This is a genomic window from Micromonospora sp. NPDC048170 (assembly GCF_040652795.1).
GTDB lineage: Bacteria > Actinomycetota > Actinomycetes > Mycobacteriales > Micromonosporaceae > Micromonospora.
Genome location: NZ_JBEZMR010000007.1, coordinates 139,396 through 155,280, shown reverse-complemented (window position 1 = coordinate 155,280; position 15,885 = coordinate 139,396). Strand labels below are relative to the sequence as shown.

The following is a 15,885-nucleotide window of genomic DNA, read 5'->3' as shown; positions in this document are numbered from 1 at the left end:
CAATGTTGGAGACCCGCGTCCGCGAGGTGGTCGCCTCGGTGTTCGGTGTCGCACCGGACGAACTGCCCGCACACCTGGCCCCGGAGACCCTGGAGGGCTGGACGTCGCTGCGCCAGATCCAGCTCATGATGGCGCTCGAGAACGCGTTCGGCATCGAGATCGACCCGAACCTGCTGCCGGCCCTCGCGTCCGGCCCGGCGATCGTGCGGTTCCTCGAGGAGACGCTCGCGGTCCCGGAGGGGACGAGCCGGTGAGGGCGTACCACCCGCACCTGCGTACGGTGCACGACGTCGTCGCCTTCCACGCCGAGCAGCGGCCCGACCATCCGGCGATACGCTGCGAGGACCGCTCGGTCAGCTACGCGCAACTGCACCGGTCGAGCAACCGGACGGCGCACGCCCTGCGGCGTGCCGGGGTCACGGCCGGGCACCGCGTCGCCTATCTCGGCAAGGAGTCCGAGCACTACTACGACGTCCTCTTCGCCTGCGCCAAGACCGGCACCGTGCTGGTCCCCATCAACTGGCGGCTGCGCGCCGGCGAGATCCAGCACATCATGGGCGACTCCGGCAGCACGGTCCTCTTCTGCGACGAGGACCTCCTGGACACCGTCGACAGGCTGCGACCGGACCTGCCCGAGCTGCGCGAGGTCGTGTCGCTGGCCGGATTCACCGGCTGGCAGGCCGACGAGGACGGCGACCTGGACCCGTCCTGGCCCGACGGACAGCCCCTGGCCCAGGTGTACACCAGCGGCACGACCGGCAACCCCAAGGGCGTCGTGCTGGCCCACCGCAGCTTCTTCGCGGTACGGGACGCGCTCGCCTCCGAGGGCCTCGACTGGATCGACTGGCGACCGGACGACGTGAGCCTGATCGGCATCCCCGGGTTCCACATCGGCGGGCTGTGGTGGTCGATCCAGGGATTCAGCGCCGGCATCACCAACGTGTCGGTACGGGTGTTCGTCGGGCACGAGGCGGTCCGCCTCGTCCGGCAGCACGGCGTCACCACGGCGTGTGTCGTACCGGCCCAGTTGCAGATGATGCTCGCGCCGCCCCGGCCGAAGCGGGACGACTTCACCTCGCTACGCAAGATCGTCTACGGCGGGTCGCCGATCTCCGAGGCGCTGCTCGGCCGCAGCATCGAGATGTTCGGCTGCGAGTTCGCGCAGATCTACGGCCTGTCCGAGAGCGGAAACACGGCGGTCTGCCTGCCGCCGTCGGAGCACGTCGTCGGCGGGCCCCGGATGCAGGCGGCCGGCCGGCCGTACCCGGGCTTCGGCGTGAAGGTCATCGACGGGGCGGGCCGCGTCCTGCCGCCGTTCGAGGTCGGCGAGATCTGCCTGCGTACCCCGGCCCGGATGGTCGAGTACCGGGGCCTGCCCGAGGCCACCGCCGCGGCCCTGGTCGACGGCTGGCTGCACACCGGCGACGCCGGCTACCTGGACGACGAGGGCTTCCTGTTCGTCCGCGACCGGATCAAGGACACGATCATCGTGGCCGGCGAGAACGTCTATCCGGCGGAGATCGAGAACGCGGTCTGCGCGTATCCGGGGGTGGTCGAGGCCGCCGCCGTCGCCGTGCCGCACGAGCACTGGGGCGAGGTCGTGCACTGCTTCGTGGTGACCCACCCCGGCCAGCCCACGACCGCGCGCGAACTCACCCCGTTCCTGCGGGGGCGGATCGCCGACTTCAAGATCCCGGCGAGCTTCGAGTTCGTCGACCAGCTGCCCCGCAACCCCAGCGGAAAGCTCCTCCGGCGAGAGCTGCGGGAAAGGTTCTGGCAGCACCTGGACCGGCGCGTGGCCTAGCGGCCCGACCCGTCCCGTTCCGGCTCCACGACCCTCACCCTCCACGCAAAGGCGGAACCCCATGCACATTTCCCTGCGTCACCACAGTGACCGCGTCGCGCTCTCGACGGGCAACCCCAACCGGATCTCGCTCGCCTACTCCGAGGATCCGCGAGCGGTCGCGAAGAGACTTCCCCGACGCGCCGACGGCGAGCCGAAGAACGTGCTCCTGCTGGGCGCGAACGGGTTCGTCGGCATGCACATGCTGCGTGAACTCCTCGGCGACACCCGGGTCGCCACGGTCTACGCCCTGGTTCGCCGCAAGGGCGACAAGTCCGGGCAGGACCGCATCGCCCGACAGCTGCGGAAGTACAAGATGGACCTGCCCGACACCGGAAAGCTGTCGGTCCTGGAGGGCAGCTACCTGGAGCCGGCGATGGGGCTGGCGCCCGCCGACTACGACGAACTTCTGACCGAGGTCGACGTGGTGATCGACGCCGCGGGCGCGACGACGCACGACTACCCGTACGCCCGATACCGCCAGGAGAAGGTCCTGCCGACGCTCCGGCTCGCCGAGTTCTGCCTGCGGAAGCGGTTCAAGACGCTGCACGTCATCGGCTCGGTCGGCAGCGAGGTCTACCAGCAGTGGCGCGACTTCTACCGCAACAGCTTCTTCTACACCGGCTACAGCCGGATGAAGTGGGTCGTCAAGCACATCAGCCTGCGGGCGAACCGCGACGGCGTGCCGATCCACATCTACCAGGCGCCGTTCGCGCTGGGCGGCCCGAGCACCGGGTTCAAGGACCCCGGGATGGAGTACTCGTTCTGGAACATGATCTCGCACGTCCTCCAGCTCGGGATGGTCTGGAACTCGGAGGTCACCAGCCCGGTCGTGGCGGGTGACGTGCTGGCCCGGTCGGTGGTCGCCAACGCACTGTCGAACGCGCCGCGGGTGATCAGCTTCCCGGTGACCCCCGTGACCACGCGGGAGATCGCCGAGCGGTTCGATCTGAAGCTGGTGCCGTGGCCGGTGTTCCGGCGCGAACTCGTCCGCCAGCACCGGTTCCGGGCCGGCCAGATCGACTGGTCGAAGCCGGTGGCCAGCATCCGGCGCGGCCGGCAGCAGTCCCGGTTCGTCGCTTCGCTGTTCCCCCGGTCGTTCCACACCCTGCTGAACAACATCCACACGGCTGCCGCCAACCCGACGATCGTGCGGGCCGACGCCGACCTGCCGTCGATCGACGTCATGGAGAACAACGCCAGGCGGATCCGCAAGCTCGGCAGGTACCTGCCCGAGAAGACGCTGGTTCCCGCTTCCGTTCCCGTCCCCGTTCCCGCCTCCGTCAGCGCGCCGGTTTCCGCCCCCGAACCGGTGCCCGTCGGGGCCGCCTGACCGCAGGTGGCGACTGCTGCCGGCTGGCCTGGTGCCCGACCAGGCCGGCCGGCGACGGAACGGACCGTGGCAAGGCGGATCCGGCCTGCCCGTTCCTCGCGGACGACGGTGGACCGGTCGCGCGCCGCGCCAGCGCTCACGCCTCGCGGACGAACTCCATGTCCATCCAGTCCACCCAGGTTGCGCCGTCGGGCAAGCGCTCCCACTTCGCGGCCATCGTCTGGCCGCCCGAGTCGATGGTCAGCGTCGCGCGCATCGTGTCCCCGGTGAACGTCCAGACACCGGCCTCGTCGACGCTTGCCCGCATCTCGCCATATCCGCCCTGGTCGTCGAACGCCCGCATCCGCAGCCGGCCGGCGTCGGCCGGGTCCGGGTCGCCGATCATCTCGATCACCTGCACTCGGCCCTCACCCATCCGCACGTCGACGTGGTGCACCAGAAACCCGCCGCCCGGGAACCACTCGTAGGCGTCCGTGCCGGCGATCTGCACGCCGTCCACCGTGCGGCCACTGGATCTCCACCGTCCGACCAGGGGTTCGAGCCGCTCGATCACCGCAGTCACACTCCTGTCCTCGTGTAAGCTGTTAAGCACAAGCTAACACCAAGGGGTGTGGATGGACGAGGTGTTCGTTGCCGTGGCCGACCCGACCCGCCGCGGGATCCTCCTCCTCACCCGCGACCGCGAGGTCCCAGCCGGCGAGATCGCCGCGCAGTTCCCGATGATCAGCCGGCCAGCCGTCTCGCAGCACCTGCGTGTCCTGACTCACGCCGGCCTGCTCCACGTGCGACGCGACGGAAGCCGCCGCCTCTACCGGCTGCGGGCTGAAGGCTTCGCCGAGGCGGCTGGCTTCCTGGACACCATGTGGGCGGCCCGGCTCGACCACCTCAAGCGGGAAGTGGAGAAGGAACACCGAGGATGATCGAGCGCACCATCTGGATCGAAGCCCCGCCCGAGGTGGTCTGGCGCTTCTTCACCGACCCGGCGCGCATGGCCCGCTGGCTCGGTCCGGCCGACCTCGACCCCACGCCGGGCGGCGAACTGACGTTCCAGCTCTCCGACGGCCCACGGCCCGTCGTGCGCGGCCGCTTCACCGAGCTTCGGCCGTACGAGAAGATCGTCTTCACATTCGGCTGGGACCCGACGCCTGGCGTGCCCGATCTGCCGCCCGGCTCTTCCCAGGTCGAGGTGACCCTGTCGGCGCAAGCCGGCGGCACCCTGCTGACCCTGCACCACATCAGCCTGCCGCCCAACCTCGTCGCAGACACCTGCACCGGCTGGACCGGCTTCCTCGGCACTCTCAAAGCGGAAGCCGCGAACGCATAGGGCGCTGTCCATGCACTTTCACCGGGTCTGATCGGTCAGGCGGCGTACCGCCGAGGCGGCTGCCCGCACCAATTTCCGCCATCCACTCTGTCCCGCCATCCGGTCGGGCAGGCGACCGATCCCGCCCGACGGGCCCGCCCAACCGGGCGCGCTGACCTGCGAATCAGCGGCGAACTACCACTAATCGCCTGACTCGCCACTCGTCGGGCTGTCCGGACCCAAGCTGTGAGAACCGGCCTAGTCCGACCAACCGGCACCCTTGCAATCAATATTGGATCTATGAATACTTCGACTCCTCCGATCGGGTGACCCCCATCACCTGGTCGACTGCCCGGGGCTGCCCGAAAGGCAGCTCGTGCTCAGCTCCATGGAGGTACCACATGCGACTCTCCGGGTCCCCGCTGCGCCATGCCGCCGCGCTCTCCGTGGCCGGCGCGCTGGTCGTCGGCACACTGGCCGGCGCTCCCGCTCAGGCCGCACCCGCGACGCCCGCCTCCCCCGACCAGGCCACCGCGCTCGCCGCCGCACTCGGCGACCGCTCGGCCGGGGCGTACGCCGGGGCCGACGGCGCCATGGTCGTCACCGTGACCGACGACGCCGCCGCCCGAAAGGTCCGCGCGGCCGGCGCGACCCCGAAGCTCGTCACCCGTGGCGCGGACGAGCTCGCCCGGGCCACCGCCACCCTCGACGGCGCCGCACGGGTCGCCGGCACCGCGTGGTGGACCGACCCGGCGACAAACCAGGTCGTCGTCTCCGTCGACAGCACGGTGACCGGCGCTAAGCTCCACCGCGTCGAGGCCGTCGCCAAGCGACTCGGCGGCGCCGTGCGCATCGAGCGGGAGGCCGGGACGCTCAGCACCCGGGCCGCCGGCGGCGAGGCCATCTACGCCGAGGGTGGCGGTCGCTGCTCGCTCGGCTTCAACGTCCGCAGCGGCGACACGTACTACTTCCTCACCGCCGGGCACTGCACCGACATCACCCCCAACTGGTACGCCGACTCCGGGCAGAACAGTCTGCTCGGCTCCGGCGGCACCGGCAGCTTCCCTGGTGACGACTACGGGATCGTCGAGCACCGCGACGCGGGCGCCGCCGACGGCAGCGTCTACCTCTACGACGGCACCACCCGGGACATCACCGGTGCGGCCGACGCCTTCGTCGGGCAGTCGGTGCAGCGCTCCGGCAGCACCACCGGCCTGCACGGCGGCACCGTCCAGGCCACCGGCGCCACGGTCAACTACGCCGAGGGCACCGTCACCGGCCTGATCCGCACCACGGTCTGCGCCGAGCCGGGCGACAGCGGCGGCGCGCTCTTCAGCGGGAGCACCGCCCTCGGCCTGACCTCGGGCGGCAGCGGCAACTGTTCCTCCGGCGGGACCACCTACTTCCAGCCGGTCACCGAGGCGCTGAGCGTCTACGGGGTGGAGATCGTCTGATCGACGTCACACCTGTGGGGGCCGCCGGGACACCGGCGGCCCCCGCTGCCTTCGGCCGGGCTCGTGGATCCCCGTGACAAGCGGCGGCTAGTCTGCGCGGGTGAGGGAGACGACGTTCTGGAGCAGGCTCGATGGTTGACGCCGACGACGTCCGTCGCCTGGCGCTGACGCTGCCGCACGTGACCGAGATCGACAGCGAGGGCTTCGACTTCCGGGTCGCCGACAAGGGGTTCGTCTGGTCCTATCCCGAGCGCAGACCCGGCACGTCGCGCCTCATCCGGACCGACATCGCGGTGCTGTACGTGGGCGACGAGGCGGAGAAGCAGGCGTTGCTCCTCGGCGAGCCCGAGGTCTTCTTCACCACGTCCGCGTACGACGGGCTGCCGCTGGTCATGCTGCGGCTGGCGCAGGTGGAGGTCGATCGCCTGAGCGAACTCGTCACCGACGCGTGGCGGATGCGCGCCCCGGGCCCGCTCGTCGGCGACCTCGACGAGGGCACCGACTCGGCAGGCCCGGGTCCGCGCAACGATCGGCAGGCCGGGTAGCGGTCGTCAGTCGACGCAGTGCGCGTGGCGGGCGCTGCGTTCGGCCAGCCACAGCCAGCGGCGCTGGATGTCACCGCCGGTCGCGGCGACCATGTCCAGCGCGTCGCCCCGCACCGCTGCGAGCGCGTCCGCCGTCGCCGGCGGGTCGTCCAGCAGGGCGGCCCCGGCCCGGAAGGCCTCGGCCTCGGCGTCGCCGCCGAACCGGGGAGCCACCTCGTCCCGCCAGAAGTCCGCCCACGCCAGGCCCGGGTTCCAGGTGAAGCGGGCGTACGCCAGGTAGCTGATCTCGTTGGTGGGGTGGTACGCCGACGCCTCGGCGAAGATCGTGAGGCCGCGTATCCCGGCGCCGCCGGCCCGGGTGCCCATGTCGGCGTACATCTCGGGCACCCAGGAGTGTCGCTGCCGGTTCCACTGGGACCCGGCGTGGGTGCGCAGCACGTTGGTGGTGTGCGGGAGCTTCTCGACGTGCGCCGCCGTGAGCCGGTCGCGGTTCTCGTACCAGAAGCCCCGGTTGACGCAGTACTGGTAGGCCACGTCGTCGGGCAGCTCGGCCAGCGGCTTCTGCGCGTCGAGATCGAAGATGTTGTCCCAGTAGACCTCGACCAGGTGCCGCAGCGGGACACCCGCCGGGCCCTTGCGGCGGGCGGTCTCCAGGAGCGTGGGATAGACCGAGCGCATGGCCTCGTACGACCAGGAGGTGCGCTCGCCGCCCGTGCGGGCCGTGCAGCGGTGGCAGGCGCAGCTGCCGTAGTCGCCCGTCTCGAAGTTGATGCCCCCGACGGGCAGGGTGTCCAGCAGCCAGTCGACGGCGTCGCGGTTCCAGGCGAGGTTGTCCGGCTGCGAGGGGCAGGCGGCCATCATGTACTCGCTGGCCGGGAAGTGCAGGTCGCCGAAGTCGTCGATGTCGAAGCCGACCTTCTTCGGCAGCTCGGCGGCCAGGTCGGGTCGCTGCCGCAGCCAGGTGGCGAGGTTGAAGCGGTGCCGGCCGTCGAAGTAGATGCCGCCGTAGGCGTTGACGCCGATGCCGGCGATGATGCGTACGCCCCGGGCGTTGGCGTACTCGCACAGCTCGCGGGCCGCCTCGACGCCGCCGTGGGCGTCGCGCAGCAGCCCGTAGACCACGATGCCGCCGATCCGTTCGCGGCTGCAGAAGTCGACCAGCCGGCGGTAGTCGGCGCCGAACGCGTCGGCGGACTTGGCGTACGGGTTGAGTGCCCCGAGCTCCTGCTGGCCGAGCTGGCGCAGATCCCAGTTGGTGGAGTGGTCCCACGTCCACAGCGTCCGCAGCGGCATCCCGGGCGATCCGGTGCGGACACCCAGGGGCAGGCCGGCCGGCGTGGCCAGGGTGAGCAGTTCCCGCGCGGCGTAGACCAGACCGGCGAAGGGGTCACCGGTGAGCCGGATGGCACCCCGCTCGGGCACCTCGATGCGGTAGCCGCCCTCGGGCAGCGCCGGGTCGACGTCGAGGTCGACCGTCGTACCCTCGGCGGTCTCCCCCAGGCCCTGGGCCAGCAGTTGGGCGGCGTACGGCGCGGACGCGGCGCCCCGCACGCGGATTCCGGTGATCTGGCGGTACTGCGACATCATGACCTTCCGTGGGGTGGAGGGATGGCGGCCAGGTAGTCGGCCACGTCGATGGCCGTCCACACCCGGTGCCGCCAGTAGGGGTCCTCTTCGCAGAGGGCGCGGGCGGCGGTGGCGTCGGCGGCCCGCAGGACGAGGACGGAGGCGCCGAGGTCCGCCCGCGCCCCGGCGATCAGGGCGGTGCCGTCGGCGAGCAGCGCCTCGACGCGGGCGAGGTGGGCCTGGCGGTGGGGTTCGCGCCGGACGGCGGCGTCGGCGGCGAACGTGGCGGTGACCAGGAAGGTCGGTTCGAACCTCACGCCCCACCGCCGACCTCGTCGAACAGCCGCTGCATCTCCACCCGGTAGACTGTCTGCGGCCGGCCCGCGCCGGTGCTGACGTGCACGCCGATCTCTTCGGCGTAGCCCGCCGCGCGCAGCGAGTTCAGCAGTCGGCGCGCCGAGCGGACCTCCACCCCGTACGCGTCGGCGAGGCCGCGTGCGGTGACCTCGTTCGGGTCCGTCTGGTGCAGCGCCTCCAGCAGCCGGCGGGTGGACAGCGGTCCGATCCGCAGTTGCTCGGAGATGCGCAGCACCCCGGAGGCGGTCTCGCGCAGCCGCTGCTTGACGGGACTCTCGCGGCTGGAGTAGATCTCCCCGTCGGGGAAGACCACGTGGGTGTCGCCGCTGCCGCGCCCGAGTGCCAGCGCCTTGCGGGCGTTGTCCTCGGCGGCGGCGATGGTGGTGCCGGCGCCGAAGCCGACGGTGTGCGCGACGTCGACGCCACGCAGGGTGAGCAGGGTCGCGTGGCCGGAGCGGTGCCGGGCGATGGCGCTCTCCACGGTGCCCCGGGTGGTGGTGATCAGCAGCGTCCGGTCGTCGATCGTGCTCAGCCTGCCCCGCATCCGCTCGGCGTGTTCCAGTAGCGCCTCGCGCAGCCGCAGGCGTTGCCGTTCCACCTGGTACTGGTCGTGGCCGCGGCCGGTCTGCTCGGCCAACTCGATCAGCATCACCGCGATCTGAGTGGCCCGGGACTGCCGTATCTCCGCGGCGAGCCAGGCCCGGCGCAGGGCGTCGCGGACCGAGGCGCGGGTGTGTTCGACGCGCCAGACCGGCACGCCGCTCTCGCGCAGGTCGCGGTGGACCGCGCCGAGGCAGGTGAGGCACGCCTCGACGGCGCCGGAGGCGTATCGTTCGCGGTGGAAGGCGACGATCTCGTCGAGGCCGGAGAAGAGCAGGCCGGAGGAGTCGGCGATCGGCAGGATCTCGGTGGGCGGGGTCAGGTCGATGTCGTGGTAGGTCTCCCGGACGGTGTCGGCCTCGATGGTGTCGACGCTCACCGTGGGCAGCCTTCCACCGCTGGCCAGCAGCATCCGCGACAGTGTGCGATAGAGGTCGATGCCGGCGTGCGGCATGAAGTCGATCTCGGCGCGCAGGCCGCCGGCGCCGGCCGCGAAGGCGTGCGGGATGCGCCCGGTGAACAGCAGCACCTGACACAGGTCGTCGAGTTCGCGGGCGAGTTCGGGCGCCTGTTCGGGTCGTGTGTACGCGCGGGCGGTCAGCTCCCCGGCGCGTCCCTCGCCGGCCGCGACCTCCTGCACGAGCCGGATCGAGTCCTCCGGTCCGATGATGCCGATCACCTTGTTGCCTCCACGTCGTCGCCGCCCTCGGGGGTGGGCTGCTCAGCCGGTGTGGACGGTGCCCACGACACCGTCGCTGACCGGCGATGCCAGCAGGACCAGCGTGGACGCGACATCCTCCGGCCGGCCAAGGGCGGCCTCGATCTCCGCGACCCGTCCCCCGTCCGCGCCGTTGGCCCGTGCCTCGGCCAACGACCTCCGCATCAGCGGCGTGTCGATGTCGCCGGGACAGAGCGCGTGCACACGGATCCCGTGTGGACGGAGTTGTCGGGCCAGGGTGAGCGCCAGGCCGTGCAGCCCTCCCTTGCTCGCGCCGTAGGGTACCGAGCCCGACCCGTTCTGTACGCCCGCCTTGGAGCCGACGAGCACGAGAACGCCCGACCGGCCGGTGAGGTGCCGCACGGCGTGCTTGGCGACGTGGAACGGCCCGGTCAGGTTGACCGCGATCACCTGGGCCCAGAGCTCGGCGGTGACCTCCCGGACGTCCAGACCCTGCCCGCGCATGACGCCCGCCACGTGCAGCACGGCGTCGATCCCGCCGAGCTCGGCGGCGGCGCCGTCGAGAGCGGCGGAGACGTCGGCCTCGACGGTCACGTCGACCTGCCGGGCACAGGCGCTCGCCCCGCCGTCGCGGGCCTGCTCGGCGGCGCTGGCCGCACCGGCGCCGTCGGCGTCCAGCACGGCCACCGACGCGCCGGCGGCAGCCGCGGCCAGGACGGTGGCCAGGCCGATGCCGGAGGCGCCGCCGACGACGACCACCCGTCGGCCGGACAGCAGCCCGGCCGACGGGGTGTCGCCGGTCACGGACGGACCGTCCGGCGTACCGCCGCCACCACGTCGGCGGCCTCGGGCACGACGGCGGCCTGCAGGGCCGGGGCGGCGGGCATCGGCACGTCCGGGGCGGCCACCCGGGCGACGGGGGCGCGCAGGTCGGCGAAGCACTCCGCGGCGGCCCGGGCGGCGATCTCCGCGCCGAACCCGCCGGTCAGGTTCGCCTCGTGGGCGACGACCAGACGGCCGGTGCGCGCCACCGAGGCGGCGACGGTGTCGAAGTCGAGCGGGTTGAGCCAGCGCAGGTCGATGACCTCGGCCTCGATGCCCTCCTCGGCGAGCTGCCCCGCCGCGTCGAGGGCGGCACCGACCATCCGGGACCAGGCGACCACGGTGACGTCGCCGCCGGGACGGAGCACGCGGGCCCCGCCGACGGGCTCGACCGGGGCGTCGGTGCGCACGGGCCCACGCGTCGGGTAGAGCATCCGCGCCTCGGCGACGATCACCGGATCGTCGCTGACCACCGCGGTACGCAGCATCTGGTACGCGTCGTCGGGGGTGGACGGCAGCGCGAGGCGCAGGCCGGGGGTGTGCGCGAAGTACGCCTCCGGCGAGTGGGAGTGCTGCGCGCAGGCGCCGGGCGAGTAGCCCTGCTGCATCCGGACCACCAGCGGGGCCTTCCACCGGCCGTTGCTGGAGTAGTGGATGGTGGAGATCTGGTTGACGAACTGGTCCATCGCCACGAACGAGAAGTCGGCGTACATGATCTCGGCGATCGGGCGCAGGCCGGTCATCGCCGCCCCGAGGGCCATGCCGAGGAAGCCGGTCTCGGAGATCGGGGTGTCGAAGATGCGGGCGGAGCCGAACCGCTTGTGCAGCCCCTTCGTGGCGCCGAACGGCCCGCCGGGCAGGGCGACGTCCTCGCCGAAGTAGACGGTGTCGTCGCGGGCGTCCAGGGCCCAGGTGAGTGCGGCGTTGACGGCCTGGATGTAGCGCAGGGACTCAGACATGGACGTGCTCCTTGGCGGTCGCCGGGTCCGGGAAGGGCACGGCGCGGGCGGCGGTGACGGCGGCCTCGACCTCGGCGGCCACCTCGGCGTCGATGACGTCGAGCCGGGCGGCGAGCGCGGAATCGGCGGTCTGCCGGATCCGGGCCAGGGGCTCCCGTTCGCGGGCGGCGGCGATCTCGCCGGCCGGCCGGTAGTGCTGCACGTCGCCGCTGTAGTGGCCGACCAGCCGTTCGGTCATGGCCTCCACCATGGAGGGGCCGGAGCCCTCACGGGCCCGGGCGACCGCCTCGGCGACGGCCTCGGCCACCGCGTCGGCGTCGTTGCCGTCGACGACGCGGCCGGGAATGCCGTAGCCGGGGGCGCGTTCGGCGAGCTGGCGGACGCGGACCATGTCCTCGATCCGGGACATCTCGGAGTAGACGTTGTTCTCCACGACCAGCACCAGCGGCAGGTCCAGCACGGCCGCGAGGTTGATCGCCTCGTGGACGTTGCCCTGGTTCATCGCGCCGTCGCCGATGCTGACCAGCGAGACCGCGCCGCTGCCGGTGCGCTGCGCGGTGAGCGCGGCGCCGGCGGCGACCGGCACTCCGGCGCCGACGATGGAGTTCTCCCCGAGGAACCAGCGACTCGGGTCGGACAGGTACGGCGAGGCGGCCCGGCCGCCACAGAGGGCGGAGTCACGCCCCATCATCTCGGCGAAGAGCCCGGCCAGGTCCACGCCCCGGGCGATCGCCCAGCCGTGGCCGCGGTAGGTCGCGGTCACGTGGTCGCCGTCGCGTAGCGCGCGGCAGGCGCCGACCGGAATCGCCTCCTGGCCGTTGCACAGGTGGATCGAACCCGGAATCTCGCCGTCGTCCTTGAGGGCGGCCAGCCGCTCCTCGAACCGGCGGATCCGAGCCATGAGCCGATAGTCGTCCGGCAGACCCATCACACCCCCCTAGCAGTTAGAGCCTTATTCCGGCTCGTTCGTTCCGAAGCCTAGACCAGCCCTGCGAGGCTATGGAAGAGTGCACAAGCAAGTTTCTGGCCGTTATTGGTCTCTAATTGGGGGCAGGTATGGAGATCACCGCCGTCGACTCGGTGGTGCTGGGCGACGCGCACTTCGTCCAGCTGCACACATCGGACGGGCTGGTCGGCGTCGGCCAGTCCGCCTGCTGGGGATATCCCGCCGCGGTGCACGCCGTGGTGGAGGCGTTCCGTCCCCATCTGCTCGGCGCCGACCCCAGCCGCGTCGAGCACCACTGGCACCACCTCTACCGGATGGGCCCGTTCCGGGGCTCGGTGCTCTCCGCGGCCGTCTCCGCGGTGGACATCGCCCTGTGGGACCTGCTCGGCAAGCGTCTCGGCGTGCCGGTCTGGCAGCTGCTGGGCGGCCGGGTACGCGAGCGGATCCGCCTGCACCTGCTGCTGCCGGGCACCGGCGCGGACGCGCTGGCGGCACAGGCGGCGGCGGCCGTTGCCGACGGCTTCACCGCGGTCAAGTTCGACCCGCTGCCGGCCGACTACGCAGACCTGTCGCTGGCCCGGCTGGTCATGTCCACCGAGGCCACCACGGCCGCGGTCCGCGACACCGTCGGCCCCGATGTGGACCTCCTCGTCGAACTGCACCGCAAGCTCACCCCGTTGCAGGCGGAGGCGGTCGTCCCCGCACTGGCCCGGCACCTGCCGCTGCTGGTGGAGGACCCGATCCAGATCGACAGTGTCAGCAGCCAGTCCGACGTCGCCCGGCGGGCACTCGGCGTGCCCATGGCCAACGGGGAACGGCTGCACACCATCTGGGAGTTCAAGGAACTGCTCGCCCAGGGAGGCGCCCAGTACGTCCGCCCCGACCTGGGACTGGCTGGCGGCATCAGTCACGCCCGCAAGATCGCCGCGCTGGCCGAGGCGCACCACGCCGCCGTGGTCAGCCACAACTGCCTCGGCCCGCTGCTGACGATGGCCTCGGTGCACCTGGACACCGCCATCCCCAACTTCGTGGTGCAGGAGTACTCCCCCCTCGACGACCAGTTGGCCGACGGACCGGCGCGGGCCTGCGTACGACGCGAGGGCGGCTTCCTGCCGGTGCCGCAGGAGCCCGGGCTCGGCGTGACCCTGGATCTCGCCGGCGCCACCGCCCTGGACCTGACGGGCCGGGACCTGCACCGCATCCCGCTGCGCGCGGACGGCTCCGTCGCCTACGCGGTCTGAGCACACGACACGGTTGCCCGGCGGATCACACCGCCGGGCAACCGTCGTACGGGACGCCGGGGTCAGGCCGACGGCGGCCGGCCCGCGTGGTGGAAGACCGGGTACGCCCACAGCGGCTCCCCGTCGGCGTCGCCGATCTCGGCGAACAGGTGGGCCAGTGACCGGGTCCAGCGTGCCTGCACGGCCGCGGCCTCGGTGACCCGGCGCGCCCGCGGGTAGCCGTCGCGGGTGCGGAGCACGCAGATCAGCAACAGTCCGTGCCGGTAGATGTGGTAGTCGTAGATGCCGGCCTCGTCCAGCAACGCCGACATCTCCGGCCAGATCTCGGCATGCCGGCGCTCGTACTCCCGCTCGGCCCCGGGGCGCAGCCGGTAGAGGTGACACAGCTGCGCCCCGGGCCCCGAGGCACCCGGATCGGCCGCCGGCTGAGTCACTTGCCGGAGCCGGCGAGCGCGCCGGAGACGAGCTGACGCTGGAAGACCAGATAGATGATCAGCACCGGCAGCAGGGCGACGATGAGACCGGCGCTGACCAGCGGCACCGACACGTCGTACTGGCCGCTGAGCAGGGAGACCCCGACCATCAGGGTCTTGCTGTCCGAACCGCCCATGATGACCAGGGGCAGCAGCAGGTCGTTCCACATCCAGACGAAGTTGAAGATGGCCAGCGCCGCGAGTGCCGGCGCGGCGATCGGCGCCAGCAGCCGGAACAGGATGGTGAAGTGCCCCGCCCCGTCGACTCGGGCCGCCTCGATCAGCTCGTCCGGCACCTGCTGGAAGTAACCGGCCAGCTGGTAGGTGCCCAACGGCAGCCCGAACGCCGCGTACGCCAAGATCAGGCCCTGGTACTCGCCCGACATGCCCAGGTCCAGCACGGTCTGGTAGAGCGGGTAGATGATCGCCTGGCTGGGGATGGTCAACGTGACGATGATCAGCAGGAAGACCACCTTGCCGCCGCGGAAGCGCAGCTTGGTCACCGCGTACGCGACCAGCAACGCGGCGAGCACCGACAGCACCAGCCCGCCCAGGGTGGTGACCAGCGAGTTGAGCAGCAGCCGGGGCATGTTCATCCGGCGGAAGGCCTCGAGGTAGTTGTCGAGGGTGATCCCGCTCGGCAGGCCCAGCGGGTCCTGGGCGAAGCCCGTCTGCGTCTTCAGCGAACTGACCACCGTGAACAGCAGTGGGTAGACCGCCGCGACCGCGACGACGACCAGCGCGAACGTGAGCAGGTAGCGCCCGATCCGGGCGAGTTGGCGCTGGTTCATCGCGGCTTCCTGGTCCCCTCTGTGAACATGTGTCGCACGCTGAAGATGGAGAGCACGGCGACGAAGACGAACAGCGCGATGCCGATGGCGGACCCGTAGCCCCGGTCCAGGAACTGGAAGGTGGTCAGGAAGACCAGGTACTCCGGCAGCATGGTGGCGTCTCCCGGCCCGCCCTGGGTCAGCGCGTAGATCAGCGGGAAGAGCCAGATCAGGACGCCGGAGGCGCAGAGCACGCTCCAGTACGCCACAGTGGGCCGCAGCATCGGCACCACCACCGAGAGCAGCCGCCGCCAGAACCCCGCGCCGTCGAGGTAGGCCGCCTCGACGATCTCGTCGGGGATGGTCGCCAGCCCGGCCAGGTAGGTCATCACGCCCAGGCCGAAGAAGCTCCACAGCGCGACCGCGACCAGTGAGAACAGCGCGCTGTGCCGGCCGTTGAGCCACTCGATCGCCAGCGGTTCCAGGCCGACCGTCCGCAGCATGGCGTTCAGCGGTCCGTCCGGGGCGAGGATCTGCCGGAACATGATCCCGACGACGATCGGGGCGATGGTGTACGGGATGAAGTAGACGGCCCGGAAGAACTTCCAACCCGGCGACCGCTGGTGGATCAGCACCGCCAGCACCAGCGGCAGCACGACCCACACCGGCAGGGTCGCCACCACCAGCAGGGCGTTGCGGAAGCTGGTGCGCACCATCGGGTCGTCGAGCATCCGGGTGTAGTTGTCGGCCCCGGCGAAGGAGCTGCCACCGAACCCGCTGGACGACTCGAAACTGGTGATGACTCCCCGGACCAGGGGCACCAGCTTGAACATCACGGCGAGGGCCAGCGCGGGCAGCACCAGCGCGGCGCCCAGCCACCACTCGCGGGCCCGGCCGGGGCGGTTGGGCCGCCGGGCGTGCCGGGGTGGACCGTCGGCGGCCACCGGCTCCGGCACCGGCGCGGTGGAGATCGTCATCTGGCTTCCTTCTCCGG

Annotated in this window: 18 protein-coding genes; 8 read left to right on the top strand and 10 right to left on the bottom strand. The window is 71.6% G+C overall.

Annotated features, from left to right (window positions below):
- The first annotated feature begins 2 nt into the window (after window positions 1–2).
- The 3 genes from AB0D32_RS13465 to AB0D32_RS13455 all read left to right on the top strand — a co-directional run bounded on the left by AB0D32_RS13465 (window position 3) and on the right by AB0D32_RS13455 (window position 3,176).
- On the top strand, window positions 3–254 hold the full coding sequence (locus AB0D32_RS13465; RefSeq protein ID WP_357088959.1) for an acyl carrier protein: 252 nt from the start codon (window positions 3–5) through the stop codon (window positions 252–254).
- Window positions 251–1,804, top strand: a complete 1,554-nt coding sequence (locus tag AB0D32_RS13460) for a long-chain-fatty-acid--CoA ligase (RefSeq protein ID WP_357088956.1) — start codon at window positions 251–253, stop codon at window positions 1,802–1,804. Before AB0D32_RS13465 ends, AB0D32_RS13460 begins: the two co-directional genes overlap by 4 nt.
- Before the next feature lie 61 nt (window positions 1,805–1,865).
- Window positions 1,866–3,176 (top strand): SDR family oxidoreductase, encoded by a 1,311-nt coding sequence (locus AB0D32_RS13455; RefSeq protein WP_357088952.1) that lies wholly within the window; start codon window positions 1,866–1,868, stop codon window positions 3,174–3,176.
- A 136-nt stretch (window positions 3,177–3,312) separates the two neighbouring features.
- Here the strand turns inward: AB0D32_RS13455 and AB0D32_RS13450 are convergent, their stop codons facing one another.
- Window positions 3,313–3,738: a hypothetical protein gene (locus AB0D32_RS13450; RefSeq protein WP_357088950.1), complete on the bottom strand. Its 426-nt coding sequence runs from the start codon at window positions 3,736–3,738 to the stop codon at window positions 3,313–3,315.
- 52 nt (window positions 3,739–3,790) lie between these two features.
- Here AB0D32_RS13450 and AB0D32_RS13445 point away from each other — a divergent pair, with 52 nt between their 5' ends.
- From AB0D32_RS13445 to AB0D32_RS13430, 4 genes are all read left to right on the top strand, one after another.
- Complete coding sequence (locus tag AB0D32_RS13445) at window positions 3,791–4,096, top strand: metalloregulator ArsR/SmtB family transcription factor (RefSeq protein WP_357088947.1); 306 nt, start codon at window positions 3,791–3,793, stop codon at window positions 4,094–4,096.
- Window positions 4,093–4,500 carry an SRPBCC domain-containing protein gene (locus AB0D32_RS13440; RefSeq protein WP_357088945.1) on the top strand — a complete coding sequence of 136 codons (408 nt, stop codon included), beginning with the start codon at window positions 4,093–4,095 and terminating at the stop codon, window positions 4,498–4,500. Before AB0D32_RS13445 ends, AB0D32_RS13440 begins: the two co-directional genes overlap by 4 nt.
- Before the next feature lie 380 nt (window positions 4,501–4,880).
- Complete coding sequence (locus tag AB0D32_RS13435) at window positions 4,881–5,933, top strand: S1 family peptidase (RefSeq protein ID WP_357088943.1); 1,053 nt, start codon at window positions 4,881–4,883, stop codon at window positions 5,931–5,933.
- Between the two features lie 131 nt (window positions 5,934–6,064).
- Window positions 6,065–6,478: a hypothetical protein gene (locus AB0D32_RS13430; RefSeq protein WP_357088941.1), complete on the top strand. Its 414-nt coding sequence runs from the start codon at window positions 6,065–6,067 to the stop codon at window positions 6,476–6,478.
- A gap of 6 nt (window positions 6,479–6,484) precedes the next feature.
- Here the strand turns inward: AB0D32_RS13430 and AB0D32_RS13425 are convergent, their stop codons facing one another.
- From AB0D32_RS13425 to AB0D32_RS13400, 6 genes are read right to left on the bottom strand one after another with little or no spacing between them, the layout of a single operon-like run.
- The gene (locus tag AB0D32_RS13425; protein WP_357088939.1) at window positions 6,485–8,062 is read right to left on the bottom strand and encodes a hypothetical protein; all 1,578 of its coding nucleotides are present in this window, start codon (window positions 8,060–8,062) and stop codon (window positions 6,485–6,487) included.
- On the bottom strand, window positions 8,062–8,361 hold the full coding sequence (locus tag AB0D32_RS13420; RefSeq protein WP_357088937.1) for a YciI family protein: 300 nt from the start codon (window positions 8,359–8,361) through the stop codon (window positions 8,062–8,064). The genes AB0D32_RS13425 and AB0D32_RS13420 overlap by 1 nt, the downstream gene beginning before the upstream one ends.
- The gene (locus AB0D32_RS13415) at window positions 8,358–9,680 is read right to left on the bottom strand and encodes a hypothetical protein (protein ID WP_357088934.1); all 1,323 of its coding nucleotides are present in this window, start codon (window positions 9,678–9,680) and stop codon (window positions 8,358–8,360) included. Before AB0D32_RS13415 ends, AB0D32_RS13420 begins: the two co-directional genes overlap by 4 nt.
- Before the next feature lie 42 nt (window positions 9,681–9,722).
- Entirely contained in the window at window positions 9,723–10,484 is a 762-nt protein-coding gene (locus AB0D32_RS13410) for an SDR family NAD(P)-dependent oxidoreductase (protein WP_357088932.1), read from the bottom strand.
- Window positions 10,481–11,461, bottom strand: a complete 981-nt coding sequence (locus AB0D32_RS13405; protein ID WP_357088931.1) for a transketolase C-terminal domain-containing protein — start codon at window positions 11,459–11,461, stop codon at window positions 10,481–10,483. The genes AB0D32_RS13410 and AB0D32_RS13405 overlap by 4 nt, the downstream gene beginning before the upstream one ends.
- Window positions 11,454–12,362: a thiamine pyrophosphate-dependent dehydrogenase E1 component subunit alpha gene (locus tag AB0D32_RS13400; RefSeq protein ID WP_357088929.1), complete on the bottom strand. Its 909-nt coding sequence runs from the start codon at window positions 12,360–12,362 to the stop codon at window positions 11,454–11,456. The genes AB0D32_RS13405 and AB0D32_RS13400 overlap by 8 nt, the downstream gene beginning before the upstream one ends.
- A gap of 155 nt (window positions 12,363–12,517) precedes the next feature.
- On the opposite strand from AB0D32_RS13400, the gene AB0D32_RS13395 reads away from it, so the two are divergent.
- Window positions 12,518–13,648 (top strand): mandelate racemase/muconate lactonizing enzyme family protein, encoded by a 1,131-nt coding sequence (locus AB0D32_RS13395; protein ID WP_357088927.1) that lies wholly within the window; start codon window positions 12,518–12,520, stop codon window positions 13,646–13,648.
- A 62-nt stretch (window positions 13,649–13,710) separates the two neighbouring features.
- Here the strand turns inward: AB0D32_RS13395 and AB0D32_RS13390 are convergent, their stop codons facing one another.
- From AB0D32_RS13390 to AB0D32_RS13380, 3 genes are read right to left on the bottom strand one after another with little or no spacing between them, the layout of a single operon-like run.
- Entirely contained in the window at window positions 13,711–14,082 is a 372-nt protein-coding gene (locus AB0D32_RS13390) for an L-rhamnose mutarotase (protein WP_357088925.1), read from the bottom strand.
- The gene (locus tag AB0D32_RS13385; protein ID WP_357088923.1) at window positions 14,079–14,912 is read right to left on the bottom strand and encodes a carbohydrate ABC transporter permease; all 834 of its coding nucleotides are present in this window, start codon (window positions 14,910–14,912) and stop codon (window positions 14,079–14,081) included. The genes AB0D32_RS13390 and AB0D32_RS13385 overlap by 4 nt, the downstream gene beginning before the upstream one ends.
- Complete coding sequence (locus tag AB0D32_RS13380; protein ID WP_357088921.1) at window positions 14,909–15,868, bottom strand: sugar ABC transporter permease; 960 nt, start codon at window positions 15,866–15,868, stop codon at window positions 14,909–14,911. The genes AB0D32_RS13385 and AB0D32_RS13380 overlap by 4 nt, the downstream gene beginning before the upstream one ends.
- Window positions 15,869–15,885: the final 17 nt, after the last annotated feature.

What these genes read in the sequence shown, in the direction of transcription:
- AB0D32_RS13405 (WP_357088931.1), bottom strand. Translation starts at nt 11,461, where the DNA reads ATGTCTGAGTCCCTGCGCTACATCCAGGCCGTCAACGCCGCACTCACC.
- AB0D32_RS13395 (WP_357088927.1), top strand. Translation starts at nt 12,518, where the DNA reads ATGGAGATCACCGCCGTCGACTCGGTGGTGCTGGGCGACGCGCACTTC.
- AB0D32_RS13440 (WP_357088945.1), top strand. Translation starts at nt 4,093, where the DNA reads ATGATCGAGCGCACCATCTGGATCGAAGCCCCGCCCGAGGTGGTCTGG.
- AB0D32_RS13385 (WP_357088923.1), bottom strand. Translation starts at nt 14,912, where the DNA reads ATGAACCAGCGCCAACTCGCCCGGATCGGGCGCTACCTGCTCACGTTC.
- AB0D32_RS13400 (WP_357088929.1), bottom strand. Translation starts at nt 12,362, where the DNA reads ATGGCTCGGATCCGCCGGTTCGAGGAGCGGCTGGCCGCCCTCAAGGAC.
- AB0D32_RS13445 (WP_357088947.1), top strand. Translation starts at nt 3,791, where the DNA reads ATGGACGAGGTGTTCGTTGCCGTGGCCGACCCGACCCGCCGCGGGATC.
- AB0D32_RS13430 (WP_357088941.1), top strand. Translation starts at nt 6,065, where the DNA reads ATGGTTGACGCCGACGACGTCCGTCGCCTGGCGCTGACGCTGCCGCAC.
- AB0D32_RS13455 (WP_357088952.1), top strand. Translation starts at nt 1,866, where the DNA reads ATGCACATTTCCCTGCGTCACCACAGTGACCGCGTCGCGCTCTCGACG.
- AB0D32_RS13465 (WP_357088959.1), top strand. Translation starts at nt 3, where the DNA reads ATGTTGGAGACCCGCGTCCGCGAGGTGGTCGCCTCGGTGTTCGGTGTC.
- AB0D32_RS13380 (WP_357088921.1), bottom strand. Translation starts at nt 15,868, where the DNA reads ATGACGATCTCCACCGCGCCGGTGCCGGAGCCGGTGGCCGCCGACGGT.
- AB0D32_RS13425 (WP_357088939.1), bottom strand. Translation starts at nt 8,062, where the DNA reads ATGTCGCAGTACCGCCAGATCACCGGAATCCGCGTGCGGGGCGCCGCG.
- AB0D32_RS13435 (WP_357088943.1), top strand. Translation starts at nt 4,881, where the DNA reads ATGCGACTCTCCGGGTCCCCGCTGCGCCATGCCGCCGCGCTCTCCGTG.